Annotated in this window: 22 protein-coding genes and 2 tRNA genes; 21 read left to right on the top strand and 3 right to left on the bottom strand. The window is 72.5% G+C overall.

Annotated features, from left to right (window positions below; all coding sequences use genetic code 11):
- Positions 1 to 26: 26 nt before the first annotated feature.
- The 3 genes from AB0I06_RS12795 to AB0I06_RS12785 all read left to right on the top strand — a co-directional run bounded on the left by AB0I06_RS12795 (position 27) and on the right by AB0I06_RS12785 (position 3,230).
- Complete coding sequence (locus AB0I06_RS12795; RefSeq protein ID WP_363118778.1) at positions 27 to 1,313, top strand: glutamate-5-semialdehyde dehydrogenase; 1,287 nt, start codon at positions 27 to 29, stop codon at positions 1,311 to 1,313.
- A 154-nt stretch (positions 1,314 to 1,467) separates the two neighbouring features.
- Complete coding sequence (locus AB0I06_RS12790; protein WP_363118777.1) at positions 1,468 to 2,070, top strand: hypothetical protein; 603 nt, start codon at positions 1,468 to 1,470, stop codon at positions 2,068 to 2,070.
- Positions 2,071 to 2,159: 89 nt separating this feature from the next.
- Positions 2,160 to 3,230, top strand: a complete 1,071-nt coding sequence (locus tag AB0I06_RS12785) for a hypothetical protein (protein WP_363118776.1) — start codon at positions 2,160 to 2,162, stop codon at positions 3,228 to 3,230.
- Between the two features lie 19 nt (positions 3,231 to 3,249).
- Here AB0I06_RS12785 and AB0I06_RS12780 read toward each other — a convergent pair whose 3' ends face one another.
- Complete coding sequence (locus AB0I06_RS12780) at positions 3,250 to 4,365, bottom strand: M48 family metallopeptidase (RefSeq protein WP_363118917.1); 1,116 nt, start codon at positions 4,363 to 4,365, stop codon at positions 3,250 to 3,252.
- A gap of 125 nt (positions 4,366 to 4,490) precedes the next feature.
- Between AB0I06_RS12780 and AB0I06_RS12775 the strand changes: the two genes are divergently transcribed.
- From AB0I06_RS12775 to AB0I06_RS12730, 10 genes are all read left to right on the top strand, one after another.
- Positions 4,491 to 4,649, top strand: a complete 159-nt coding sequence (locus AB0I06_RS12775) for a hypothetical protein (protein WP_363118775.1) — start codon at positions 4,491 to 4,493, stop codon at positions 4,647 to 4,649.
- Between the two features lie 163 nt (positions 4,650 to 4,812).
- Positions 4,813 to 4,977, top strand: a complete 165-nt coding sequence (locus tag AB0I06_RS12770; RefSeq protein WP_363118774.1) for a hypothetical protein — start codon at positions 4,813 to 4,815, stop codon at positions 4,975 to 4,977.
- 85 nt (positions 4,978 to 5,062) lie between these two features.
- On the top strand, positions 5,063 to 5,806 hold the full coding sequence (nadD, locus tag AB0I06_RS12765) for a nicotinate-nucleotide adenylyltransferase (protein ID WP_363118773.1): 744 nt from the start codon (positions 5,063 to 5,065) through the stop codon (positions 5,804 to 5,806).
- A 16-nt stretch (positions 5,807 to 5,822) separates the two neighbouring features.
- Positions 5,823 to 7,553, top strand: coding sequence for an LCP family protein (locus AB0I06_RS12760; protein ID WP_363118772.1), 1,731 nt, complete (start codon positions 5,823 to 5,825; stop codon positions 7,551 to 7,553).
- 105 nt (positions 7,554 to 7,658) lie between these two features.
- Entirely contained in the window at positions 7,659 to 8,105 is a 447-nt protein-coding gene (rsfS, locus tag AB0I06_RS12755; protein ID WP_363118771.1) for a ribosome silencing factor, read from the top strand.
- Entirely contained in the window at positions 8,096 to 8,770 is a 675-nt protein-coding gene (locus AB0I06_RS12750) for a histidine phosphatase family protein (RefSeq protein WP_363118916.1), read from the top strand. The genes rsfS and AB0I06_RS12750 overlap by 10 nt, the downstream gene beginning before the upstream one ends.
- A gap of 101 nt (positions 8,771 to 8,871) precedes the next feature.
- A tRNA-Ala gene (locus AB0I06_RS12745) sits at positions 8,872 to 8,944 on the top strand.
- Positions 8,945 to 9,145: 201 nt separating this feature from the next.
- Positions 9,146 to 9,319: a hypothetical protein gene (locus AB0I06_RS12740; RefSeq protein ID WP_363118770.1), complete on the top strand. Its 174-nt coding sequence runs from the start codon at positions 9,146 to 9,148 to the stop codon at positions 9,317 to 9,319.
- Between the two features lie 3 nt (positions 9,320 to 9,322).
- On the top strand, positions 9,323 to 9,556 hold the full coding sequence (locus tag AB0I06_RS12735) for a hypothetical protein (RefSeq protein WP_006136074.1): 234 nt from the start codon (positions 9,323 to 9,325) through the stop codon (positions 9,554 to 9,556).
- A gap of 97 nt (positions 9,557 to 9,653) precedes the next feature.
- Positions 9,654 to 9,726, top strand: a tRNA-Ala gene (locus AB0I06_RS12730).
- A 99-nt stretch (positions 9,727 to 9,825) separates the two neighbouring features.
- Here AB0I06_RS12730 and AB0I06_RS12725 read toward each other — a convergent pair.
- The gene (locus AB0I06_RS12725) at positions 9,826 to 11,436 is read right to left on the bottom strand and encodes an NADH-ubiquinone oxidoreductase-F iron-sulfur binding region domain-containing protein (RefSeq protein ID WP_363118769.1); all 1,611 of its coding nucleotides are present in this window, start codon (positions 11,434 to 11,436) and stop codon (positions 9,826 to 9,828) included.
- Positions 11,433 to 12,695, bottom strand: coding sequence for a cytochrome b/b6 domain-containing protein (locus AB0I06_RS12720; RefSeq protein ID WP_363118768.1), 1,263 nt, complete (start codon positions 12,693 to 12,695; stop codon positions 11,433 to 11,435). Before AB0I06_RS12720 ends, AB0I06_RS12725 begins: the two co-directional genes overlap by 4 nt.
- Positions 12,696 to 13,163: 468 nt before the next feature.
- Between AB0I06_RS12720 and leuS the strand changes: the two genes are divergently transcribed.
- The 8 genes from leuS to holA all read left to right on the top strand — a co-directional run bounded on the left by leuS (position 13,164) and on the right by holA (position 24,063).
- A complete protein-coding gene (gene leuS, locus AB0I06_RS12715) occupies positions 13,164 to 16,046 on the top strand; it encodes a leucine--tRNA ligase (RefSeq protein ID WP_363118767.1) in 2,883 nt (960 codons plus the stop codon).
- Between the two features lie 136 nt (positions 16,047 to 16,182).
- A complete protein-coding gene (locus tag AB0I06_RS12710) occupies positions 16,183 to 16,971 on the top strand; it encodes a hypothetical protein (protein WP_363118766.1) in 789 nt (262 codons plus the stop codon).
- A gap of 72 nt (positions 16,972 to 17,043) precedes the next feature.
- Positions 17,044 to 17,889 carry a DegV family protein gene (locus AB0I06_RS12705; protein ID WP_363118765.1) on the top strand — a complete coding sequence of 282 codons (846 nt, stop codon included), beginning with the start codon at positions 17,044 to 17,046 and terminating at the stop codon, positions 17,887 to 17,889.
- Positions 17,890 to 18,032: 143 nt separating this feature from the next.
- On the top strand, positions 18,033 to 19,208 hold the full coding sequence (locus AB0I06_RS12700) for a ComEA family DNA-binding protein (protein WP_363118764.1): 1,176 nt from the start codon (positions 18,033 to 18,035) through the stop codon (positions 19,206 to 19,208).
- The gene (locus AB0I06_RS12695; protein ID WP_363118763.1) at positions 19,205 to 21,823 is read left to right on the top strand and encodes a ComEC/Rec2 family competence protein; all 2,619 of its coding nucleotides are present in this window, start codon (positions 19,205 to 19,207) and stop codon (positions 21,821 to 21,823) included. The genes AB0I06_RS12700 and AB0I06_RS12695 overlap by 4 nt, the downstream gene beginning before the upstream one ends.
- 4 nt (positions 21,824 to 21,827) lie before the next feature.
- The gene (locus tag AB0I06_RS12690; protein WP_363118762.1) at positions 21,828 to 22,658 is read left to right on the top strand and encodes an arylamine N-acetyltransferase; all 831 of its coding nucleotides are present in this window, start codon (positions 21,828 to 21,830) and stop codon (positions 22,656 to 22,658) included.
- Positions 22,659 to 22,742: 84 nt separating this feature from the next.
- Positions 22,743 to 22,988 (top strand): hypothetical protein, encoded by a 246-nt coding sequence (locus tag AB0I06_RS12685; protein ID WP_363118761.1) that lies wholly within the window; start codon positions 22,743 to 22,745, stop codon positions 22,986 to 22,988.
- A gap of 85 nt (positions 22,989 to 23,073) precedes the next feature.
- Positions 23,074 to 24,063 carry a DNA polymerase III subunit delta gene (gene holA / locus AB0I06_RS12680; RefSeq protein ID WP_363118760.1) on the top strand — a complete coding sequence of 330 codons (990 nt, stop codon included), beginning with the start codon at positions 23,074 to 23,076 and terminating at the stop codon, positions 24,061 to 24,063.
- Positions 24,064 to 24,454 lie beyond the last annotated feature (391 nt).

Raw genomic sequence — 24,454 nt, 5'->3', positions numbered from 1 at the left:
TCCGCCCGGCGCACTACCCTTCCCTCATGACCACGCTTTCGCCGTACGACTCCATGTCCCCGGTCACCGAGGCCGCCTACCGCGCCAAGGCCGCCGCCGCGACCCTCGCGCCGCTGCCCCGGGCCGAGAAGGACGACGCGCTGCTCGCCGTCGCGGACGCGCTGGAGGTCCGTGCGAGCGAGATCGTCGAGGCCAACGCCAGGGACGTCGCCAAGGCCCGCGAGGCCGGCATCAGCGAGGGCATGATCGACCGGCTCACGCTCACCCCCGAGCGGATCCGCGCCATCGCCTCCGACGTACGCGACGTCGCCGCCCTGCCCGACCCGGTCGGCGAGGTCGTGCGCGGCAACACGCTGCCCAACGGCATCGACCTGCGCCAGGTCCGCGTGCCGCTGGGCGTCGTCGGGATCATCTACGAGGGCCGGCCGAACGTCACCGTCGACGCCGCCGCCCTCTGCCTGAAGTCCGGCAACGCGGTCCTGCTGCGGGGCTCCTCCTCGGCGTACCAGTCGAACACCGCCCTCGTGCGGGTCCTGCGCGACGCCGTGGGCGGGGCCGGGCTGCCCGCCGACGCCGTCCAGCTCGTCCCCGGCGAGAGCCGGGACAGCGTGCGCGAGCTGATGCGCGCTCGCGGCCTGGTCGACGTGCTCATCCCGCGCGGCGGCGCCTCCCTGATCAACACGGTCGTCCAGGAGTCCGTCGTCCCGGTCATCGAGACCGGCACCGGCAACTGCCACGTCTACGTCGACGCCCAGGCCGATCTCGACATGGCCGTCGAGATCCTGATCAACTCCAAGGCCCAGCGGGTCGGCGTCTGCAACGCCGCCGAGACCCTCCTGGTGCACCAGGACATCGCCGCCGCGTTCCTGCCCCGCGCCCTGGACGCCCTCGCCGAGGCCGGGGTCACCGTGCACGCCGACGAGCGCGTGCAGGCCTACGCCAAGGACTCCAAGGCCACCGTCGTCGAGGCCACGGCCGAGGACTGGGAGACCGAGTACCTCTCGTACGACATCGCCGCGGCCGTCGTGGACTCACTGGACAAGGCCGTCGAACACATCCGGCTGTGGACCTCCGGGCACACCGAGGCCATCGTGACGACCTCGCAGCAGGCCGCCCGCCGCTTCACCCAGCTGGTCGACTCCACCACCGTCGCCGTGAACGCCTCCACGCGCTTCACCGACGGCGGCCAGTTCGGCTTCGGCGCGGAGATCGGCATCTCCACGCAGAAGCTGCACGCCCGCGGCCCCATGGGCCTGCCGGAGCTGACCAGCACGAAGTACATCGTCACAGGCGACGGGCACGTGCGGCGCTGACCGCTGCGCGCCTGTGCGGTGGGCCGAACGGCCGTACGGGCCGCCCGGGGGTGCGCAAGCGCGCGGACGGAGTGCGCCGGGCGTGCGTGCGCCGTCCGCACCCCTGTGGACGCCGTCTCAACCGGCGGATGAATTTCCGTACCGTCTGCCCAAAATGACCCCCCAGGTCTACTCTGGATCCGTGCCGGAGGACGTGGGGGGCACGCCGTTTCCGGACGGCCGGGAGCCCGACGACGACCACGACCGCGGGGTGTCGGACGAAGAGTTCGCCTCCGTGGTCTTCGACGAGGCCTTCGTACGCGCGGCCGTGGTCCACGAGCCGAGCGCGGTGGAGCGCCTCCTGGCCGCGGCACAGGCGAGAGCCGAGGCCTCCGAGGCGGAGGCCCGCCGCACCCACCCCAGAGGCGAGCGCTACGACGACGGGTACGGCAGGGGCCGGCGCGGCGATTTCGGCCATGATCCCGATCTCGACGACCTGGACGACCCCGATGTCCTGGAGGACCACTACGGCAGCACGGGGTCCTACTCCAAACAGGTGCGCTGGCACCGCCCCGTGGCCTGGCTGCTCGCCCTCGTGATGGGCATCGGCATGGTCGCCCTGGCCTTCACGGCGGTCTACCGGAGCGCCTCCTCCGACCGGGAGGAACCCGCGCCGCCGCCCGCCTCCACCGGGCTGGAACAGGGCGCCGGAGCAGCCCCCTCGGCGTCCGCCGACTACTCCCGGCCGGCCGTCTCGGTGATCCCTCCCCGACCCTGACCGGAACCCGCCCGTCTTGGTGAGAACCTGTCAGAACTTGTGGCGCAGGGGGGCGTTTACCCGCGCTTGTGGCGACCTACCCTGAAGATATGGGCGGGCCTGGAAACCCACCTGAGGGGACTCCCGAGGGCGCCCCCGGAGGTGGCGAGGACGAGTACCGATCCGTCGTCTTCGACGAGTCGTTCGTCCGTGCTGCCCGCCTCCAGGAGTTCTCCGCCCAGGAGCGCATCGCCGACCACGCGCCGGCCGTGCGACGCCGACCGCCCCTGCGGCGGGGTCTGTCCCGGCAGGCGCTGGTCCTGGTCCTGCTGATCGCCGTCGCCTTCGGCACCGCGATCTACATGGGCGTCCGGCAGCCCTATCAGAGCCCCGCCGCCCGGGAGCCCATCGAGCCCCTGCGGATGACCGTCATCCCGCTCGTCCCCGAGGGCGAGGTGCCCGGCACGGCCGACGCGGCGTTCCTGTACGAGCACAGCCCCGCCGCACAGTTCAAGACCGGCGCGGAAGGGGTGCCGCTGCCCGCCTCCCGGCGCACCGCGCACTTCTCGGACAGCCAGGTCGTGAGCGCCCTGACCACCGCCAAGGACTACGTCGTGCGGTCCTCCCTGGACCCGGAGGTGCTCACCGGCGGTGAGGTCCGTGCCGTCCGGGTGCTGCTCGACCCCGAACAGCTCGACCAGTTCGACCAGAGCTTCGCCCGGCCCACCCCCGACGGACGCCACGCTCCCACCGGCTGGCTGGTCCGCTTCGACCCCTCGCGCGCCGAGCTCGCCGACCGCAGGGTCAGGGTCCAGGGCACCTTGCAGGCCGCCGAGGCCGACGCGTCCACGCTGGAGGTCACCGCCGACCACACGTCCGTGTACGCGCTGCGGGCGGCCGGGGGCGGCGACAAGGACAAGGTCTCCCTGTTCACCCTGCGCCGCGAGCTGCACTTCCGCTTCGACCGCGACGACCTGCGGATGCACCAGGCCCAGCTCGTCGTCTCCTATGTCCAGGCCGGCCCGCTGTCCTGCGCCGAGGACTCCACGAACCACCTGAGGCCCCTCCTGGCCGGCCAGACGGCCAAGGAGGGCGGCCCGGCGGGCACGGACCCCTACGCCACGGGCGGCGCGACGGCCCTGTGCGGCTCCCTGGCGAGGAGCGCGCAGCCCAAGGTGTGAGGCGAGCCCGTCGAAGTGCCTAGCTCTCGCCGCGTGGCGGCCGGTCGTCCCCCGGGGCGTCCGGCGTGTCCGTCCCCGGCCCCTGCGGAGGCTTCGCGGACGGGGCGCCGAAGCCGCCGAAACCGCGCCGGACCCGGTCGCCCAGGTCGCCGGCACCGCCCGCGAGGTCCGTGACCAGCTTCATCAGGGGGTCCTTGGAGTTCTTCACCTGGCTGGTGTAGTGGTCCGCCGAATCCCGCCAGGAGTCCCGCACCGAGGTGTCCTTGTCCTCGTCGCGCCGCGGGTAGTGCCCGTCCATGATCCGCTGGTAGTCCCGCGACTCGGCCCACTTCTTCAGCTCGGCCGCGCGCACGGTGGTGAAGGGGTGGGAGCGGGGCAGCACGTTCAGGATCTTCAGCACCGAGTCGCGCAGATCGCCCCCGGCCTCGTACTCCTCGGCCTGGGCGAGGAACGCGTCCACGTTCATCTCGTGCAGGTGGTTGCCGCCGGCGATCTTCATCAGACCCCGCATGGAGGCCTGCACGTCCTGCCCGACCAGCAGCCCCGCGCGGTCCGCCGACAGCTCCGACTTGCGGAACCACTCCCGCAGCCCGGTCACGATCCCCATGATCGCGAGGTTGCCCAGCGGGATCCAGGCGACCCGGACGGCGAGGCTGGTCAGGAACAGGAGGATCGTGCGGTAGACGGAGTGCCCGGACAGCGCGTGCCCGACCTCGTGGCCCACGACCGCCCGCATCTCCTCCTCGTCGAGCAGCTCCACCAGGCCCGTCGTCACGACGATGATCGGCTCGTCCAGGCCGATGCACATCGCGTTGGGCTGCGGGTCCTGGTTCACGTACATCGGCGGGACCTTCTCCAGGTCCAGGATGTAGCAGGCGTCCCGCAGCATCACGTTGAGGTGGGAGAACTGCTGGTCCGAGACGCGCACCGAGTCGGACAGGAACAACAGCCGCAGACTGCGCTCGGGGAGCAGGCCGCTGAGCGCCTTGAACACCGTGTCGAAACCGCTCAGCTTGCGCAGCGCCACCAGGGCGGAGCGGTCGGCCGGGTGCTCGTACGTGCGCGAGGAGATCCCGGGGAAGCGCCGGCGCTGCCTGCCCGGCACGTGCTCGTGGTGCTCCTGGCCGTCGGACATGTCTTCCCCCATGCGTCTGGTGTGACCTTTGCGGCCCCTTGTGCGGCCTTTTGCTTCCCCGAGGCGAGGCCCAGCCTAGGCGGAGTTACGGTGGTCGGGCAGTACGGCGAAGGGAACCAACCGTCATGGAGCACCACCCCGCGACCGCCTGGCTCGCCTCGGCCGCGAACGCCGCCGAGGGACACGGGCCGGGGATGCTGAGGATCGTGCTGATCGTGATGATCCTCGGCTGTGTGCTGACCGCGTGGTTCCTGCTGCGTGGCTACAGACGGAAGGACGACTGAGGCCACCCGAAGGTTCCCCGCCGGGCCCCGGGACCGGGCCCGGCGCGGCGCGTACCACCGCCCGGGGCACGAACAGGCGGAGTCGGGGTGATCGCGAAACGGGCGCCCGCTTACGATGAGCCGACGTCTTTATCCCGCCCACACGCGATAGGTCCTGCCGAAGATGAGCTTCCACAGCACCGCTGCCCAGTTGGTCACCCTCGCCGCCGAGGGCGAGGAGCACGGCGGAAACCACGAGAGCCTCAGCCCCTACCTCACCGGTGGCGGTGCGCTCTTCATCCTTCTGCTCCTGCTGTGGGTCACCACCCGCTTCAACCGCGACCGCTGAGACCGGCAGGGCATCCGGCGGAGGATGCCCGGGGGACCACGGGGGCGGCCGGAGCTCCCAGGCGGGGCCGGTAGGGTCTGCACGCATGGGAGAGCAGGACATGCCTACCGGTCCGGCGAACGAGACGCCGCACGACCCGGCACAGGACACGGCGAGCGGCACCGAGCCACACTCGGAGCCCCGCCGTGCCGCCGCGGTGGCCCGCCGGGCCGACGGCACCGGGCGGAACCCGTCACGGCCGGGCAAGCGCCGCCTCGGCGTCATGGGCGGCACCTTCGACCCGATCCACCACGGGCACCTGGTGGCGGCCAGCGAGGTGGCCGCGGCGTTCCACCTCGACGAGGTCGTCTTCGTCCCGACCGGCCAGCCCTGGCAGAAGAGCCACCGCAGTGTCTCCCCGGCCGAGGACCGCTACCTGATGACGGTCATCGCGACCGCCGAGAACCCGCAGTTCTCCGTGAGCCGCATCGACATCGACCGCGGCGGTCCCACCTACACCGTGGACACCCTGCGCGACCTGCGCGCGCTCAACCCCGACACGGACCTGTTCTTCATCACCGGCGCCGACGCGCTCGCCCAGATCCTCACCTGGCGCGACAGCGAGGAGCTGTTCTCCCTGGCGCACTTCATCGGGGCCACCCGGCCGGGCCACCACCTGGACGACTCAGGACTCCCGGAGGGCGGCGTCTCGCTCGTGGAGGTTCCCGCCCTCGCCATCTCCTCGACGGACTGCCGTGCGAGAGTCGCCAAGGGGGACCCCATCTGGTACCTGGTGCCGGACGGAGTCGTGCGCTATATCCACAAGCGCGAGCTGTACCGCGGCGAGTGAGCCGAGAGGGGCACCGGTGAACGACCGATACGACGCGGGAGCCGCGGACCACGGGGCCGACCCGTACGAACTCGTCGGCTACGACGAGTACGGCCGGCCTGTCTACCGGCAGGTCCCGGCCCGACAGACCCCGCAGCAGACCTACGACCCGTACGCCCAGCAGCACCAGCAGCACCAGCAGGGCTACGGCTACGACCCGTACGGGCAGCAGGGGCAGCAGACCCCTCAGGCCTACGACGACGGCACGGGCCGGCAGGCCCCCTCCTCCTACGGCGCCTACGACCCGTACGCCACCGGCGTGTACCAGGGCGGCCCCGTACAGGACCCGGCCTACGACCCCTACGGGCAGGCCCAGGCCGGCAGCGCCACCGGCGGGCAGCCGCGCGTCGCCGAGCAGGCCGCCCCGCAGACCGCCCACATCCCGCAGCAGGCGGGCCCGGCCGACCACGAGGACGCCGCAGAGCCGCAACGGGAGTACCACACCGAGCAGTTCGCCTTCGTCGAGGAACCGGACGCCCACTCCGAAGACGTCATCGACTGGCTGAAGTTCACCGAGAACCGCACCGAGCGCCGCGAGGAGGCCCGCCGCCGCGCCCGCGGCCGGATCGTGGCCCTGGGCGTCGTCCTCGCGCTCGTCGTGACGGGTGGCGTCGGCTACCTCTGGTACGCGGGGAAGCTGCCCGGCCTGTCCTCCGACGACTCCACGACGGGCACCGCGACGGCCGCGGGCGCCCAGAAACGCGACGTGATCGTCGTCCACCTGCACGACACCAAGGGCGGCGGCACCTCCACGGCCCTGCTCGTCGACAACACCACCACCCGGCGCGGCACCACCGTCCTGCTGCCCAACTCCCTGGCCCTGACCAGCGACGACGGCACCACCACCACGCTCGCCAAGTCGGTCGAGGACGACGGCTCCGACGGCACCCGCGACGCGCTCGACACGGTCCTCGGCACCGACATCGAGGGCACCTGGCGCCTGGACACCCCTTACTTGCAGAACCTCGTCGACCTCGTCGGCAACATCGACGTCGACACCGACGCCGCCGTCCCCGACCCGGACGCCAAGAAGAAGGGCCAGGCCCCCCTGGTCAACCAGGGCGAGGACCAGACCCTCAGCGGCAAGATGGCCGTCGCCTACGCCACCTACCGCGCCCCGGGCGAGAGCCAGAACGCCCAGCTGGAGCGCTTCGGGCAGGTCATGCAGGGCGTCCTGCGCAAGCTGTCCTCCGACCCGCAGGGCGCGACGGTCACCATCCAGACGCTGAACCAGATCCTCGACCCGTCCCTCACCGACAAGGACCTCGGCACCTTCCTCGCCGGGCTCTCCGACCTCGCCAAGGGCGGCGACGTCAAGACCGACCTGCTGCCCGTCCAGAACGACGGCACGCTCAGCCCCCGGGCGAGCGCGGGCGTGGTCAAGAACGTCCTGGGCGGCACCGCCAAGAGCCCCGACAAGGACGCCGCCGTCAGCGTCGCCGTCCAGAACGCCACCGGCGTCGAGGACAACACCGAGAAGGCCCGCGTCGTGCTCCTCAACGGCGGCTTCACCTTCCTGGAGAGCGGCACCGCCACCGCCCGGGCCACCTCCCGGGTCGTCTACGCCGACGCCGCCGACAAGGCGAACGCCGCCGAGGTCGCCAAGACCCTGGGCCTGCCCGCGAGCGCCGTCACCCGGGGCAAGGTCTCCGCTAGCGCCGACGTCTCCGTGGTCCTCGGCCAGGACTACAAGCCGTCGTCCGGCTAGCCGGCACCCGCGCGCTCCCCACGTGATCCCCGCCATCGCGTGGGGGGCCCGCTGCGGTCCGTGAGACCCTTGGGTGTCAAGTGTCCGACGACCGAAAGCCGCGCAGTGACCGTGACCGACCGCTCTCACGAGCTGATCAACACCGCCGCCCAGGCGGCCGCCGACAAGCTGGCCCACGACATCGTCGCCTACGACGTCAGCGAGGTGCTGTCCATCACGGACGCCTTCCTGCTGGCCTCCGCGCCCAACGACCGCCAGGTCAAGGCGATCGTCGACGAGATCGAGGAACGCCTCTCCAAGGACCTCGGCGCCAAGCCGGTGCGCCGCGAGGGCGACCGGGAAGCACGCTGGGTGCTGCTGGACTACGTCGACATCGTCGTCCACGTCCAGCACAGCGAGGAGCGCGTCTTCTACGCCCTGGAGCGGCTGTGGAAGGACTGCCCCGAGCTCGAACTGCCCGAGGAGGCCAAGGCCACCCGCGGCAAGGCCGAGGAGCACGCCAAGCTGCGCGCGGCCGAGGAGGCGGCGGAGCTGGACGGTGACTGGCGGTGACCTCCTCCGGTGAGGCGACCGCCGGGAAGGGCCGGGGCCGCCGCATCATCCTCTGGCGGCACGGCCAGACCTCGTGGAACGTGGAGCGCCGTTTCCAGGGCAGCACGGATGTCGAGCTGACCGAGACCGGCGTCGCCCAGGCCCGCCGCGCCGCCCGGCTCCTCGCCTCGCTGAAGCCGGACGCGATGGTCGCCTCCGACCTCCGGCGCGCCGCCGCCACGGCCGCCGAGCTGGCCACGCTCACCGGCCTCGACGTCACCCACGACGAGGCGCTGCGCGAGACCTACGCGGGCGCCTGGCAGGGCCTCACGCACGAGGAGATCATCTCCCGGTACGGCGACGAATACGCCGCGTGGAAGCGCGGGGAGCCCGTCCGCCGCGGTGGGGGCGAACTGGAGACCGAGGTGGCCGACCGTGCCGCCCCCGTGGTGCTGCGGCACGCCGAGAAGCTCGCCGAGGGCGGCACGCTCGTCGTGGTCAGCCACGGCGGCACGATCCGCACCACCATCGGCCGCCTCCTCGGCCTGGACCCCCACCACTGGGAGAGCTTCGGCGGACTCTCCAACTGCTGCTGGTCGGTCCTCGGTGAAGGCGCCCGTGGCTGGCGCCTGCTGGAGCACAACGCCGGCACCCTGCCGGAACCGGTGCTCGGCGACGACGACTGACCCCGGATTTCACTTTCCGGCAGGTCGCAGGCTAAAGTTCTTCTTGTTCGCCCCGCCAGCGGGGGGAACAAGAATCATCATGCGGCTCCGCCGCGTGGCGAGGGGCTATAGCTCAGTTGGTAGAGCGCCTGCATGGCATGCAGGAGGTCAGGAGTTCAATTCTCCTTAGCTCCACAACAAGATCCCGTTCCCGCGAGGGGGCGGGATTTTTCATGCTCCGGGCTTGAGTCGCTCGGCCCCCGCGCGGCGTATACCTCTACGGCCCCGCCGGGGTGCCGTGTCCGGACTGGTACTGAGGCGTCGCTGACCGTATTGGTCCGGCCGTGGCAGAATCAAACGGCCGGAAGGGGGCGCGACCCGACGGGAGGAGTAGCGATGCCTGCGAGCATCCGCGAGGAGGCCGACCACCTCCTCGAAGCAGCGTTGACCCGGGAGATGTCCACCCGACTCAGCTGCCCTTCCTGCGGTTCCGCGCACGTGGCCCAGATGCTCGGCGACAACGGCGGAGTTTCCTACGTGTGCACGGCCTGCGGCCACAGCTGGAGCTGATCGATGGGTGCACACAGGCGAAAGTGCGACTGGTGCGGCAGCGGGACCCCGATCGTCCGTGACATGGAGCCGATCAATCCCGACTACCAGTACTGGTGCGAGGAATGCGCGCGGGCGCTGATCATAAAAGGCGACCCGATCGAGACGTACCGCGAGTTGGAGGGCGAGCCGATCTACGGCCGGCTCCTGGAGGAGCACTGCACGCTCAAGCGGTTCTACTCGTTCGTGACGGCATAACGGTCATTTCGGGCAAAGGGAAACCGATTTGGTGTTGGGCCTGATGGGCCAGTAATGTTGGCTTCGCCGCCGGGGAAACCCGGAAGGGCACAGGCAAGGGGCTATAGCTCAGTTGGTAGAGCGCCTGCATGGCATGCAGGAGGTCAGGAGTTCAATTCTCCTTAGCTCCACAGAAGTTGAGAAGGCGGGTCATCCGATCGGATGGCCCGCCTTCTTGTTGTGCGTACGCGTACGGCGGGCCCCCCGAAGGGAGCCCGCCGCAGGGGTGCTCAGCGGCCGAGAGCGCGCCGTCCGCGGCCCTGCGAGAGGACCGGGAGGTTGCGGGACGGCGTGCCCGGCGCGCGCGATTCCTCGATGCGCAGGGCAAGCGCCGGGCAGCGGCGCACGGCGCGCAGGGCCTTGGCCTCGGCGTACCGCGGCACCTGCGCCTGCGCCACCGTCGGGAATCCGTCGGCGCCCAGCTGGAACACCTCGGGCAGGATGTCCGCGCACAGGCCGTGGCCCCGGCACAGCGTCCAGTCCACGAAGATCTTCTGGCGGCTGGGGCCGTTCTCCTCGGACTCCGCGCCGCCCGGGAGGCCCGTAGGGGCCCTGCCCCCCTCGAAGAGCGGCAGAACGCCCTCCACGGGCCGTCCGCAGCCGTTGCCGAGGACATGGGCGGCCAGGTCGTCCGTGAACGCCTTGATGGTCGACTCGATGAACATCGCCGAGCCGTCCGGGTGGGAGCACGCGCCGCGCCGCTTCACGTTCTTGGCGACCTGCTTGAGCGCCTCCAGGGCGGCCGGGCCGCCGCCGTTGAGGATGTCCTCGAGGCCGCGCGCAGCGGCCGGCAGGCCGAGGTAGCAGGGGCCGCACTGGCCCGCGCTCTCCTCGGCCAGCCACTGCGCCACCCGCAGCGACTCGCCCAGCGGGCACGTCTCCTGAGTGATCGGCAGAATCGCGCCGGCGCCGAGCGCGCCGCCCACCGCGTCCAGGGAGTTGCGCGAGACGATGGCCTCGTTGACCGTCGCAGCGTCGATCCACTTGCCGTGGTAACCGCCGGTGAGCACACCCTGCGGCACCGGCGGCGCGCCGGCCAGCTGCAGCACGTACCGCAGCGGCACGCCCGTGGGCACCTCGATCACCATGGGGCGGGCGACCGCGCCGGAGACCGTGAGCATGACGGTGCCCGGCTCGTCGTACAGGCCGGTGTTGCCGTAGCGCTCCGGGCCGATGCGGGCGGCGATGGCCAGCTGGGCGAAGGTCTCGGCGTTGGACAGCAGCGTGGGTGCGCCGCCGACGCCGTTCTGCGAGGCGCTGACCTTGCGGCCGGGCGGGATGGCCGGACCGCCGTCGATCGAGCGGATCACCGAGGCGGCGGCGCCGGTGACCATGCGGATCGGATTGCGCTGCACCCGCGCCCGCAGGGCCGAGCGGCGGCCGTTGCTGAGGCCGCGTTCGGCGAGCGCGGCCTCCATCGAGCGCTGGGTGGACTCACGGGTGACCCCCACCACGAGCGTGCGGGCACCCAGGGCCTCGGCGCACAGCAGCGCGCCGTCCAGGATCAGATGAGGGGCACGGTTGATCAGCACCGTGTCCTTGCGGCAGGCCGGCTCGTCCTCGCTTCCGTTCACGACGACGACCGGCCGGACGCCGCGCTTGATCGCCGCCTCGGCGACCGAGCGCAGCTTCTTGTGGAAGGGGAAGCCCGCGCCGCCGCGGCCCTTGAGGTTGATGCGTTCGGCGAGCTGCGCGAGCTGCTCGCCGCCCATCGGCTCGAGCGGCCCGTGCACCTTGAGGTGCATGGGCAGATCGAGCCGATCGACAAGGTCGAAGCCCGACGTGAGCTGGGGAAGTCCGACCACGCGGACTTCGGGTACGTCGGGCAGGGCCTCGTTCACTTAAAGCCTCCGGAAGGCGTGTTCCAAGGTTCGCCCGAGCCCGGTGCGTCGAAGTCGTAGGACGCACCGGGGTTTGTTTCATTGGCGGGACCGCTGTTGTACGTGTCGTTCGGGTAGTACGTGTCGTAGACCGCGTTCGTCTCACCCGTGTCGTACACGTCACTCGATCCATAGCCGGTGGCGCCTGGATTGCCGTAGGCCGGGATGCTTTGTCCGGTGTCTTGCAGGGGGTCGTAGGGCGGGATGTTGAAGCCGGTGTCCTGGAGCGGGTCGTAGGCCGACGGCGGGGCCTCGCCGACCGGCGGCGGGGACGGGATGGGCCAGTTGCCCGAGGTGCTGGAGGGGCCGTCCACGGTCGGGATGGTCTCGGTGGCCTGAAGGTCGAGCGGCAGCTGCATGCTGGTCGTCGGTCCGGGCGCGAAGGCCTGCCGGCCCTGGGGAGGAGCCGAGACGGCGCGGTAGGCGGCGGCGAAGCCCTTCGCGGGCTCCTTGGCCGCGGTGCGTTCCGCCGTCTCGTACAGCGGCCCGGACGCGGTGGCGCCGGTCTTCGCGCGGGGCTCCCGGCTCTCGTAGCCGGGCAGCGTCGAACCGCCGCCGGCCCGGGCCCGGCTCTCCTCCAGGTCCCTGCGGCCCGGGCCCTCACCGGGTCCGATGAATGAGGCGACCTTGTCGGCGACCTTGCGCTTGACCTGGCGCGGAGCCGCGCGCAGGGCGAGGGCCGCGGTCACTCCGGCCAGGGAGAGGCAGTACAGGATGACGAAGATCGGCTTGGCCGAGCGACCCGCGTAGAGTCCGTGGACCAGGGCGGCGCACCAGGCGGGGTAGGCCAGCATGTGCATGGCCCGCCAGCGGGCCGCGACGGGCGCGGGGGACGCGAAGCGGTTGCGCAGCACGCCCGTGACGGCCACGAAGATCATGAGCAGGCTGGCCAGGGTGCCGAGGCCGACGAGGAACGACCGGCCCATGAGCCTGTCCTCGTCGCTGGCGAGGAGTCCGAAGGGGACGAACACCGCGACCCACGTGGTGTGGGCGAGCGCCAGTTTGACGCCGATGTGCACCAGCAGGAAGACGATCGAGGCGACGGCCGTGGTCCGGTGCACGGCCTGCGCCAGGATGCGCCTGCGGGTGTCCAGCAGGACCCGGTCCTGGGCGACCAGGCCCCAGATGACCGAGCAGGTGAGGCACACCAGGGCCAGCACGCCCGCGCCGAAGTTGAGGAAACCGGCCAGGGAGTCGTCCGCCGTGGAGTCGTTGGTCACGGCTGTCCTCCCCACGTCCCGGCGGCCGGGCTGAGCGAGGTGTTACTGCGATGAGGGTTCATGGGGGCAACTCCGAGCGGTTCGGGAAAGCAGCGGTCCCGCGCCGAACTCTAAGCGGAGCCATACCGATGAGTACGAGGTTTGAGTTATTGCGCTGTTATGAAAGGACAATGTGCTTGTAGTGATGTCCCTTAGCGGCTGTTACGCGAAGTAACCATTGACCTTGGTTCAGCTTTTCGGGCGCGTGGACGGCTCTCGGAAGCGCGTCGCGACGCGCTGAGGGCCTGCGGTACCCTAGCGCCATGCGTGCCGTACGCCTTCTGCTTAGCGGGCCGCGCTGATCAGTCCCGGCCACCGGATGAGTCGAGTGGCCGGAATCGGCGCGGCGTCCCCTCCTGTGCGAGGGGATTTTTCGTTTCTCGAACCACACAGCCGCAGGCAGAGACGATCGATGGAGCTTTGAGGATCATGAGCGAGACGAACCCCGCCGCCACCTCCGAGGTGGCGGCGCCGCACCGCTACACGGCCGCCATGGCTGCCGAGATCGAGGCACGCTGGCAGGACATCTGGGACGCCGACGGCACCTACGCGGCGGCCAACCCCAAGGGCGACCTGGCCGGCGCCCCGGAGACCGCCGCCAAGCCCAAGAAGTTCATCATGGACATGTTCCCGTACCCCTCCGGTGCGGGCCTGCACGTCGGCCACCCGCTGGGCTACATCGCCACGGACGTCTTCGCCCGCTTCCAGCGGATGACCGGCCACAACGTCCTGCACACCCTGGGCTTCGACGCCTTCGGCCTGCCCGCCGAGCAGTACGCGGTGCAGACCGGCACGCACCCGCGCGTGTCCACCGAGGCCAACATGGAGAACATGAAGGCCCAGCTGCGCCGGCTGGGCCTGGGCCACGACAAGCGCCGCTCGTTCGCCACGATCGACCCGGACTACTACAAGTGGACCCAGTGGATCTTCCTGCAGATCTTCAACTCCTGGTACGACCACGACGCCCGGCGGGCCCGCCCGATCGCCGAACTGGTCGAGCAGTTCGAGTCCGGTGAGCGGCCCGTCCCGGGGCACACGCGCGCGTGGAGCGAGCTGAGCGCCGCCGAGAAGGCCGACGTCCTGGGTGAGTTCCGGCTGGCCTACGCCTCCGACGCGCCGGTCAACTGGTGCCCCGGGCTGGGCACCGTGCTGGCCAACGAGGAGGTCACCTCCGAGGGCCGCTCCGAGCGCGGCAACTTCCCGGTCTTCAAGGCCAAGCTGCGCCAGTGGAACATGCGCATCACGGCCTACGCCGACCGGCTGCTGGAGGACCTGGAGGAGCTGGACTGGCCCGAGGCCATCAAGCTCCAGCAGCGCAACTGGATCGGCCGCAGCGAGGGCGCCCGCGTCGACTTCCCCATCGACGGCGAGCGCATCACCGTCTTCACCACGCGCCCGGACACCCTGTTCGGCGCCACCTACATGGTGCTGGCGCCCGAGCACCCGCTGGTCGAGAAGTTCACCCCGGCCGCCTGGCCGGAGGGCACCCACGAGGTGTGGACCGGCGGCCACGCGACCCCGGGTGAGGCCGTCGCCGCCTACCGCGCGCAGGCCGCCTCCAAGTCCGACGTGGAGCGCCAGGCCGAGGCCAAGGACAAGACCGGCGTCTTCATCGGCGCGTACGCGACCAACCCGGTCAACGGCGAGCGGGTCCCGGTCTTCATCGCCGACTACGTCCTGATGGGCTACGGCACCGGCGCGATCATGGCCGTGCCCGCGGGCGACCAGCGCGACTTCGAGTTCGCCCGTGCCTTCGAGCTGCCGATCACCTGCATCGTGGAGCCGACCGACGGCCGCGGCACCGACACCTCGACCTGGGAGAACGCCTTCTCGTCGTACGACGCGAAGATCATCAACTCCTCGAACGACGAGGTCAGCCTGGACGGCCTGGAGGTCGCCGAGGCCAAGGCGCGCATCACCGAGTGGCTGGAGCGGTCCGGCGTCGGCGAGGGCACCGTCAACTTCCGGCTGCGCGACTGGCTGTTCAGCCGCCAGCGCTACTGGGGCGAGCCCTTCCCGATCGTCTACGACGAGGACGGCATCGCCCACGCGCTGCCCGAGTCGATGCTGCCGCTGGAGCTGCCCGAGGTCGAGGACTACAGCCCCCGCACCTTCGACCCGGACGACGCCGACACCCAGCCCGAGACGCCGCTGTCGCGCAACGAGGACTGGGTCAACGTCACCCTGGACCTGGGCGACGGCCCGAAGCGGTACCGGCGCGAGACCAACACCATGCCCAACTGGGCCGGTTCCTGCTGGTACGAGCTGCGCTACCTGGACCCGCACAACAGCGAGAAGCTGGTCGACCCCGAGATCGAGCAGTACTGGATGGGCCCGCGCGAGGGTCAGCCGCACGGCGGTGTCGACCTGTACGTCGGCGGCGCCGAGCACGCCGTGCTGCACCTGCTGTACGCCCGCTTCTGGTCCAAGGTCCTGTACGACCTGGGGCACGTCTCGTCCGCCGAGCCGTTCCACAAGCTGTTCAACCAGGGCATGATCCAGGCCTACGTCTACCGCGACAGCCGGGGCATCGCGGTGCCCGCCGCCGAGGTGGAGGAGCGCGACGGCGCGTACTACTACCAGGGCGAGAAGGTCTCCCGGCTGCTGGGCAAGATGGGCAAGTCCCTGAAGAACGCGGTCACTCCGGACGAGATCTGCGCCGAGTACGGCGCCGACACCCTGCGCCTGTACGAGATGGCCATGGGTCCGCTGGACGTCTCCCGGCCGTGGGACACGCGCGCGGTGGTCGGCCAGTTCCGGCTGCTCCAGCGGCTGTGGCGCAACATCGTCGACGAGGCGACCGGCGAGGTCACCGTCGTCGACACCGAGGACGCCGACATCGACGTGGAGACGCTGCGTGCCCTGCACAAGGCGATCGACGGGGTCCGCGGGGACCTGGAGGGCATGCGGTTCAACACCGCCATCGCCAAGGTCACCGAGCTGAACAACCACCTGACCAAGGTGGGCGAGGCCGTCTCCCGCCCGGTCGCCGAGGCCCTGGTGCTGATGGTCGCGCCGCTGGCCCCGCACATCGCCGAGGAGCTGTGGCGCCGGCTGGGGCACACCGACTCGGTGGTGCACCGGGACTTCCCGGTGGCCGACCCGGCGTACGTCGTCGACGAGACCGTGACCTGCGTCGTGCAGGTCAAGGGCAAGGTCAAGGCCCGGCTGGAGGTCTCGCCGTCGATCTCCGACGACGAGCTGGAGAAGGTCGCCCTGGCGGACGAGAAGGTCGTCGCCGCGCTGGGCGGTGCCGGGATCCGGAAGGTGATCGTGCGCGCGCCGAAGCTGGTGAACATCGTTCCGGCGTAGTCGCCGACGGGCGCTGACCACCCTCGGGGTGGTCCCCTACGGGCAGGTTCGGGGTTTTTCTGGAACTCCGGACCTGCCCGTTGCGTTTACCGTGGAGGAGCGACGAGGCGCCGTGCCGTCCTGAGGAGGAGCCCTTGTGGAAGCAGTGATCGCAGTCTTCGCCCTGCTCTTCGTGCTCTTCATCGGGCTCGGGGCGTACGCCACGGTGAAGGCGGTCGGCGCCGCCAAGCGCGGCGTGGACCGCGGCATCACCCAGGCCCGCCGCACGGTCGAGGACCACACCCTGCGCGCCAAGTCCTTCGTCCAGCCCGGCGCCGCGGGCGAACTCGCCCAGCTCCGGCTGAAGCTGCGCACCTCGATGCGCGCCACCCAGGAAGCGCTGCACGCGGCCGTGGCCGAGGACGAGTCCCTGAAGGAATCCGTCGGCCTCTTCGAGCGGCTCAGCGCGCACGGGCACGAGCTGGACGGCGAGCTGAGGCGCCTGGAGGCGGAGCCGGACCGCGCCGCGCTCGGTGAGCGGCTCCCCGGGCTGCGCGAGCGCACCGAACGCATCACGCACGCGGCGGACTCGCTGCGCTGGGCGGCCCGCGACCGCGCCCGCCGCTTCGCGGAGGACGACCTGGACTCGCTCAGCGCGCAGATCGACCTGGAGTCCGGAGCGCTGCGCCACTGGACGGCGACGGAACCGCAGCCGGCGCCGGCGCAGCAGTCGGCGTCGCCTCGGCAGTCCGCCGCGCCCCCCGAGCCCGCGGCGCGGCCATGGCCCGAGGCACCCGCGGCGGACACTCCCACGACCGGTCAGACCTGGCCGGACGGCGCGCAGTCGAGCCCCGCGCGGGAGCCGGAGCGGCCCGCCATCACACCGCCGGTACCGCGCCCGGTCTACCCCTGGCAGAAGAAGCCCCGCCCGGAGAGCACCACTTGATCCCGCCACGGGCGCCGCAGGGCGCGGGGCCCGGGCTGCCGCACCGGCGCTACGGCAGGTAACCTCCAGCTCATGTCCCGCCATGTCGCGATCGTCACCGATTCAACGGCCTACCTGCCGGCCCGGACGATGGAGCGGCACGGCATCACAGCGGTCCCTCTGACCGTGGTCCTCGGCGACCGGGCCCTGGAGGAGGGCACCGAGATCTCGACCCGTGCCCTCGCCCAGGCTTTGCAGAAGCGGCGCCCCGTGACGACCTCGCGGCCCAGTCCGGCGGTCTTCGAGGAGACGTACCGCAGGGTCGCCGCCTCCGGTGCCACCGGCATCGTCTCCCTGCACCTGTCCGCCGAGCTCTCCGGCACCTACGACGCCGCCGTTGCCGCCGCGCGGCAGGCGCCGGTGCCCGTGCGGGTGGTGGACACCGGCATGATCGCGATGGCGCTCGGGTTCTGCGCGCTGTCCGCGGCGCAGACCGCCGAGTCGGGCGGCACCGTGGACGAGGCCGTCACGGCCGCGGAGAAGCGGGCCGCGGGCACATCCGCCTACTTCTACGTCGACACCCTCGACTACCTGCGCCGCGGCGGCCGCATCGGCGCCGCCGAGGCCCTGCTGGGCTCGGCGCTCGCGGTGAAGCCCCTGCTGCAACTGGCCGACGGCCGGATCGGGCCGCTGGAGAAGGTGCGCACCGCGTCGAAGGCGATCGCCCGCCTGGAGGAGATCGCCGCCGAGCGCGCGGGTGGGGCACCGGTGGACGTCGCCGTCCATCATCTCGCCGCGCCGGAACGGGCGTCGGCCCTGGCGGACCGGTTGCGGACGCGGCTGCCGGGGCTGGCCGATCTGCATGTCAGCGAGGTCGGGGCGGTGATCGGGGCGCATTCGGGGCCCGGGCTGCTGGCGGTTGTCGTTTCGCCGCGGTGAACATTGCCGAGGATCGCCGCGGGGAACGTCGCCGCGGGCCCCGCTCACCCGTGTGAGGGGCGGAGTTTTCCACAACCGGTGGACCGTCCCCGGAAAATGACCATGATCGACGCGGGCGGGGCGAGGTCGCCGATCCTCGTCCCATGGCACTTCGATCACCTTCACGCACAGCGACCGCGACCAGTGGGCCGGGCCGAGGGCCGGCGTCCGACGGGCGCGTCCGTCATCGCCGGTCCGTTCCGCGCGGGCGGGCCCGGCAGCGTCATGCCTCGGCGGAGGAACTCCGGCGGCGCGCGGGGGTGTTGTTCGGCGAGCATCCCGCGCGGATCGACCCGGACGAGTGGACCGCGCCGCCCGCACCCGCCGAACGCGCGGGGGTGAGGCGGGAGTCGGGGCAGGACCCGCCGGGACCACCGGGCCACGAGGGTGCCGAGGAGACCCGGCCAGGGGATGGCGCCCATGCGGTGCCTCCGGCTCCCCAGGGCGCCTTCGCCGGTGCTCTCGCCGAGGCGGACCACGTGGACGGCCGCTCGGCGGAGGGAGCCTGGCGGGAGCGGGCCGGGCTGGCGCTGCGCGAGCGTATGCCGTTGTGGATGCAGACGCGGTGTGGCCTGGAGCGGCGCAGTGTGCTCGCGCTGAGCGTGGTGCTCGTCGTCGCCGCGGCCTTCGCCGCGCAGCACTTCTGGACCGGCCGGACCCAGGCGGTGCGGCCCCCGGAGGTGGTGCGGGCGGCGGTGCCGTTCGGGGAGGGACAGGCAAGCGGGCAGGCGGAGGGGGAACGGCATCCGGGCGTCGGTGCTTCCGCGGGGGCCGCTTCGGGGGCAGGTGCTTCCCCGGGAGCCGCCGCTGGGGCCGGGAAGGCGGGTGCACCCGAGATCGTCGTGGACGTCGGCGGCAAGGTCCGGGAGCCGGGGATCCACCGGCTGCCGGCCGGCTCACGGGTGGCGGACGCCCTCAGCGCGGCCGGTGGGGTGAAGCCGGGCACGAACACCGACGGGCTCAACCGCGCCCGGTTCCTCGTGGACGGCGAGCAGGTGATCGTCGGGGGACCGGCTCCCGCCGCGGCACCGGGATCGGGCGGCGGCCACACTCCCGGCGCTCCGGCCGGAGGGGCCGGCGCCCCGGCGGCCCCCGTCTCCCTCAACACCGCCACCGCGGACCAGCTCGACACCCTGCCGGGGGTCGGTCCGGTCCTGGCGCAGCACATCATCGACTACCGCACCCGGCACGGCGGTTTCCGCTCGGTGGACGAGCTGCGAGAGGTGAACGGCATCGGCGACCGCCGCTTCGCCGACCTGCGCCCTCTCGTACGGCCATGACGGGCGCCCCGGACGCCCCGGCGCGGCAGGAGGAGGCCGCGCCCGGGCTCCACCTCACCCGGGCGTCCGTGCACGCTTCCTCCGGCAGGCGCCTCGGCGCCGCCCGCCCACGCCAGGAAGGGCCGACGGACCTGCGGCTCGTACCCCCGGCCCTGGCGGCCTGGGCGACGGCGGCGCTGGTGCTGGGCGCCTCCCCGGGGTGGGCCGCCGGCATCGTGATCGGCTGCCTGGGGGCCCTCGCCGTGCTGCCGTTGGTCCGGAGGCACGCAGCGGCGTCCTGGCCGCGCGTCTCGGCCGCCGCCCTGCTGCTGTGCGTCGCGGCGGCCGCCGCCTCGGCCGGGCTGCACGGGGCGGATCTGCGCCGGGGCCCCGTGCCCGGCCTGGCGCGGGAGTACGCGACGGTGACCGTCGAGGTCGAGCTGACATCCGACCCACGGCTCACCCGGCCCAGGGTCCGCGGCGACCACGTGGCTCCGACCGCCGTGCTGATCGACGCCGACGTGCGGCACGTCGAAGCGGGTGGCGCGGCGGTCGCCACACGGACGCCGGTGCTGCTGATCGTCGACATGGACTCGTCCCGTCACGGCGCGGCCGCCGGTGGGCCGGTGCGGTCCCCGTGGCTCGGCCTGCTGCCGTCGACGCGGCTGCGGATCAGCGCGCGGCTGGCGCCCGCGATGACGGGCGGGGACCGGGTCGCGGCCGTGCTGCGGGTGCGCGGAAGAGCCGCGCCGGACGTGGTGGGCGAGCCCTCGGCCCCGCAGCGCCTGGCCGGGCGCCTGCGCGCGGGCCTGCGGGAAGCGACCGACGGGCTCCCCCCGGACGCCCGGGCGCTGTTGCCGGGCCTGGTGGTGGGGGACACCTCGCGGATCACCCCGGAGCTCGAGGAAGCCTTCAAGGAGACCGACCTCACCCACACGCTGGCCGTCTCGGGAGCCAACTTCACGATCCTCCTCGCGCTGCTGCTCGGGCCGCCCGGCCTGGCCCAGCACGCGGAGCGACGAGGGCTGGCGCCGCGGCTCGGTGTCTCCCTGCGGGGGACGGCGGTGCTCGGGGGCGCGCTCTCGCTCGGGTTCGTGATCGTGTGCAGACCGGATCCGAGCGTGGTGCGGGCCGCGGCCTGCGGTGCGGTGGCGCTGCTGGCCCTGGCCACCGGACGCCGGAGGTCGATGATTCCCGCGCTGGCCACGGCGGTCCTGCTGCTGGTGCTCCACGACCCGTGGCTGGCGCGCAGTTACGGGTTCCTGCTCTCCGTCGTGGCGACCGGTGCCCTGCTCACGCTCGCGCCGCGCTGGAGTGCCGGGCTGCGGCGGCGCGGGGTGCCGGCGAGGCTGGCCGAGGCGCTCGGTGCCGCCGCGGCCGCGCAGGCCCTGTGCGCGCCCGTCGTGGCCGTGCTCTCGGCGCGGGTGAGTCTGGTGGCGGTGCCGTGCAATCTGCTCGCGGAGTTCGCGATCGCGCCGGCGACCGTCCTGGGGTTCGCGGCCCTGGCCCTGGCGCCGGTGTCGATGCCGGTGGCCGAGGCCCTGGCATGGTGCGCGCATTGGCCCGCCGAGTGGATCGCGCGGATCGCCCGCGCCGGGGCCGCGCTGCCGGGCGGGGGCATCGACTGGCCGGGCAGCTGGGCGGGTGCGGCGCTGCTCCTCGCCGCGACACTGACCGTGGTGCTCGTCGGACGGCGACTGCTCGGGCATCCCTGGTGGTGCGGGGCCTGTGGCCTGCTGCTCGCGCTGGCGGTGGTGCAGCCGCCGCCGCTGACCCGGGTGGTCACGGGCTGGCCGCCCGCGGGCTGGCGGCTGGTGATGTGCGACGTGGGGCAGGGCGACGCCATGGTGCTCGCCGCGGGCGGGGGGAGCGGTGTCGTGGTCGACGCGGGGCCCGATCCGCAACTCGTCGATCACTGCCTGCGCTCGCTCGGCATCACCAGGATCCCGCTGGTCGTTCTCACCCACTTCCACGCCGACCATGTGGCCGGTCTGCCCGGGGTGCTGCGCGGACGGGCGGTGGGCGCGATTGAGACGACGGGTTTCGAAGAGCCGCCGGACCAGGCCGCGTTCGTGCGCAGACTGGCGGCGGCGCGGCGGATCCCCCTGACGCGGGCGGCGGCCGGGGAGCAACGGCGCACGGGGGAGTTGTCCTGGGAGGTGGTGTGGCCGCCGCCTCCCGGCCCGCCGCCGGGCTCGCCCGGGTGGGCGTCTGCGGGGGTGCCTGCGGCGGCACTTCCGGGGATGTTTCCGGCGCACCCCGTGCCGGAGGGACCGAACGACGCCAGTGTCGCCATGCTGGTCCGCTCGGCCGGACTGCGCCTGCTGCTCCTGGGGGACCTGGAGCCCCCGGCCCAGAGGGCGCTGGCGCGATCACCGGCGGCCGAGGCGCTGGAGGGAGTGGACGTGCTGAAGGTCGCCCACCACGGCTCCGCCTACCAGGACCCCGGCCTCATACGCCGGGCGGCACCGCGGCTGGCCCTCATCTCCTGCGGCGAGGACAACTCCTACGGCCACCCGGCGCCGGGGACCGTCGCCGCGCTGCGCGCCGGGGGCGCGGCGGTGCTGCGGACGGACCGGGACGGGGCGCTCGCGGTCGTGGGAGGGGGCGGGGAGCTGAGCGTGGCGCGAGACTGAGGGCATGAACTCAGCTCAGGCCGACGCCTACCTCCGCCGCATCGGAGCCGAGCCCCCGGCGTGGCCCACCGTCGACGCGCTGCGCGAACTGCACCTGCGGCACTTGCGGACCGTGCCGTTCGAGAACCTCTCGATCCATCGGGGCGAGGAGATCGTGCTGGAGGAGACACGGCTGCTGGACAAGGTGGTCGGGGCCCGCCGGGGTGGGTTCTGCTACGAACTCAACGGTTCCTTCGGGGCGTTGCTCGCCGCGCTGGGATTCGACGTGGCGCTGCTGGCGGCACGGGTGTACGGGGACGGGGAGCGGCTCGGGATCCCGTACGACCATCTGGCGCTGCGGGTGCGGACGGTGGACGGGGGCGACTGGCTGGCCGACGTCGGGTTCGGGGCGCACAGCCACTTCCCGCTGGCGCTCGGGGACCGGGGGGAGCAGAAGGATCCGGGGGGCACCTTCCGGATCGTGGAGGCGGGGCCGGACGCGGCCGGGGTGCGCGGTGGGCACGCCACGGTGGAGGCGGCGGACCTCGACGTGTTCCGGGGTGACCGACCGCAGTACCGCCTGGAGGTGCGGCCGAGGGCGCTCGGCGACTTCGCGGCGGGGGCCTGGTGGCACAGCACGTCGCCGGTGTCGCACTTCACGCGGTCGCTGGTCTGTTCACGGGTGACGGAGGACGGAGGCCGGATCACGCTCAGCGGACGCAGGCTCACGACGACGGCCGCCGACGGCAGCCGGAAGGAACGAGAACTGGAGACGGACGAGGAGGTGCTGGGCGCGTACCGGGAGCGGTTCGGCATCGAACTGGACAAGGTGCCGGCACTGCGGAATCCCGTGTAGCGGCCTGGCGGGGCGACCGACGGCGTGGAGGGCGGGACCCGGTCGGCTGCCGGGGCCGCCGCGCGGTGTCGGACAATGTCCGGCGTGAGTGATGTGCGACATGTGCTGGTGCTGCCCGACCGTGATGCCGCGGAAGAGGTGGTGGACGCGCTGAAGGAACGGTTCGGGGTCACCGAGGAACCCCAGGTGGTGCGGGACGCGCTGGCGGGTGAGGACGACGCCGAGGACGCGCAGTGGCTGGTCGTCCTGCGCGACGAGGACGCGCGGCTGGACGCCGGGGACCTCGACCGGCTGGCCGGCGAGTGGGAGGGCTGGCGGGAGGAACCGTAGGCCTCCGCGGTCGGGGAGGACCGTAGGCCTCCGGCCCCACGCTCCCTGGGTCCTGCTGTCAGTGGCGCGTGGGATGCTTGTCGCGATGGCCAGGAAGACTGCGAATGACGACCCCCTCGCCCCGGTGACGCTCGCCGTGGGCCAGGAGGACCTGCTCCTCGACCGCGCTGTGCAGGAGGTGGTGGCCGCCGCGAAGGCCGCCGACGCCGACACGGACGTGCGGGACCTCGGCCCGGACCAGTTGCAGCCCGGCACGCTGGCCGAGCTGACGAGCCCGTCGCTCTTCGCCGAGCGCAAGGTCGTGGTCGTACGCAACGCGCAGGATCTGTCGGCCGACACGATCAAGGACGTGAAGGCCTATCTCGGCTCGCCCGCCGAGGAGATCACCCTGGTGCTGCTGCATGCCGGTGGCGCCAAGGGCAAGGGGCTGCTCGACGCGGCGCGCAAGGCGGGCGCGCGTGAGGTGGCCTGCCCGAAGATGACGAAGCCGGCGGACCGGCTGGCGTTCGTACGGGGCGAGTTCAGGGTGACGGGCAGGTCCGCCACACCGGAGGCGTGCCAGGCGCTCGTCGACGCGATCGGCAGTGACCTGCGGGAGCTGGCCTCGGCGGTGTCGCAGCTGGTCGCCGACGTCGAGGGGACGATCGACGAGGCGGTCGTCGGCCGGTACTACACCGGGCGGGCCGAGGCGTCGAGCTTCACGGTCGCCGACCGGGCGGTCGAGGGGCGGGCCGCGGAGGCCCTGGAGGCGTTGCGCTGGTCGCTGGCGACCGGGGTCGCGCCGGTGCTGATCACGAGCGCGCTCGCGCAGGGCGTCCGGGCGATCGGGAAGCTGTCGTCCGCGCGCGGGGGCCGGCCGGCCGATCTCGCGCGGGAGCTGGGCATGCCGCCCTGGAAGATCGACCGGGTGCGCCAGCAGATGCGGGGCTGGACCCCGGACGGCGTGTCGGTCGCGCTGCGGGCCGTCGCCGAGGCGGACGCGGGGGTGAAGGGCGGCGGGGACGACCCCGAGTACGCCCTGGAGAAGGCAGTGGTCACCATCGCCCGGGCAGCCCGCTCCAGAGGCCGCAGCTGACGGCCGGGGGCCGGTTGCAGCGGGTCCGTGCGCGCTCCGGAGCCGACCGGCACGGGGCCGACGGACCGGAGCCGACCTGACCGGGGCCGACGGACCGGAGCCGACCGGCACGGAGCCGACCGGCACGGAGCCGACCGGCACGGGGCCGACCGGCACGGAGCCCACTGGAGCTGACCGGACCGGAGCTGACCGGACCGGGGCCGACCGGACCGGGGTCGACCGGCACGAAGCCGCCGGCACGGAGCCGACCGGAGCCGACCGGACCGGAGCCGACCGGACCGGGGCCCTGGCGGCGGCCCGGCGGGCGTGGGTTCGCTGCGGGGAGTCAGGCTGCGGCTACGCCGTCCGGACCCCTGTGTCCGCCGTGCCGTGATCGAGTCGCCCTCTTCTT

Origin of the sequence: Streptomyces sp. NPDC050674 (assembly GCF_040654575.1) — a bacterium.
Classification (GTDB): Bacteria; Actinomycetota; Actinomycetes; order Streptomycetales; family Streptomycetaceae; genus Streptomyces.
Note: the sequence above shows the minus strand (reverse complement) of the source record. Positions and strands in the feature narration are given on the sequence as shown.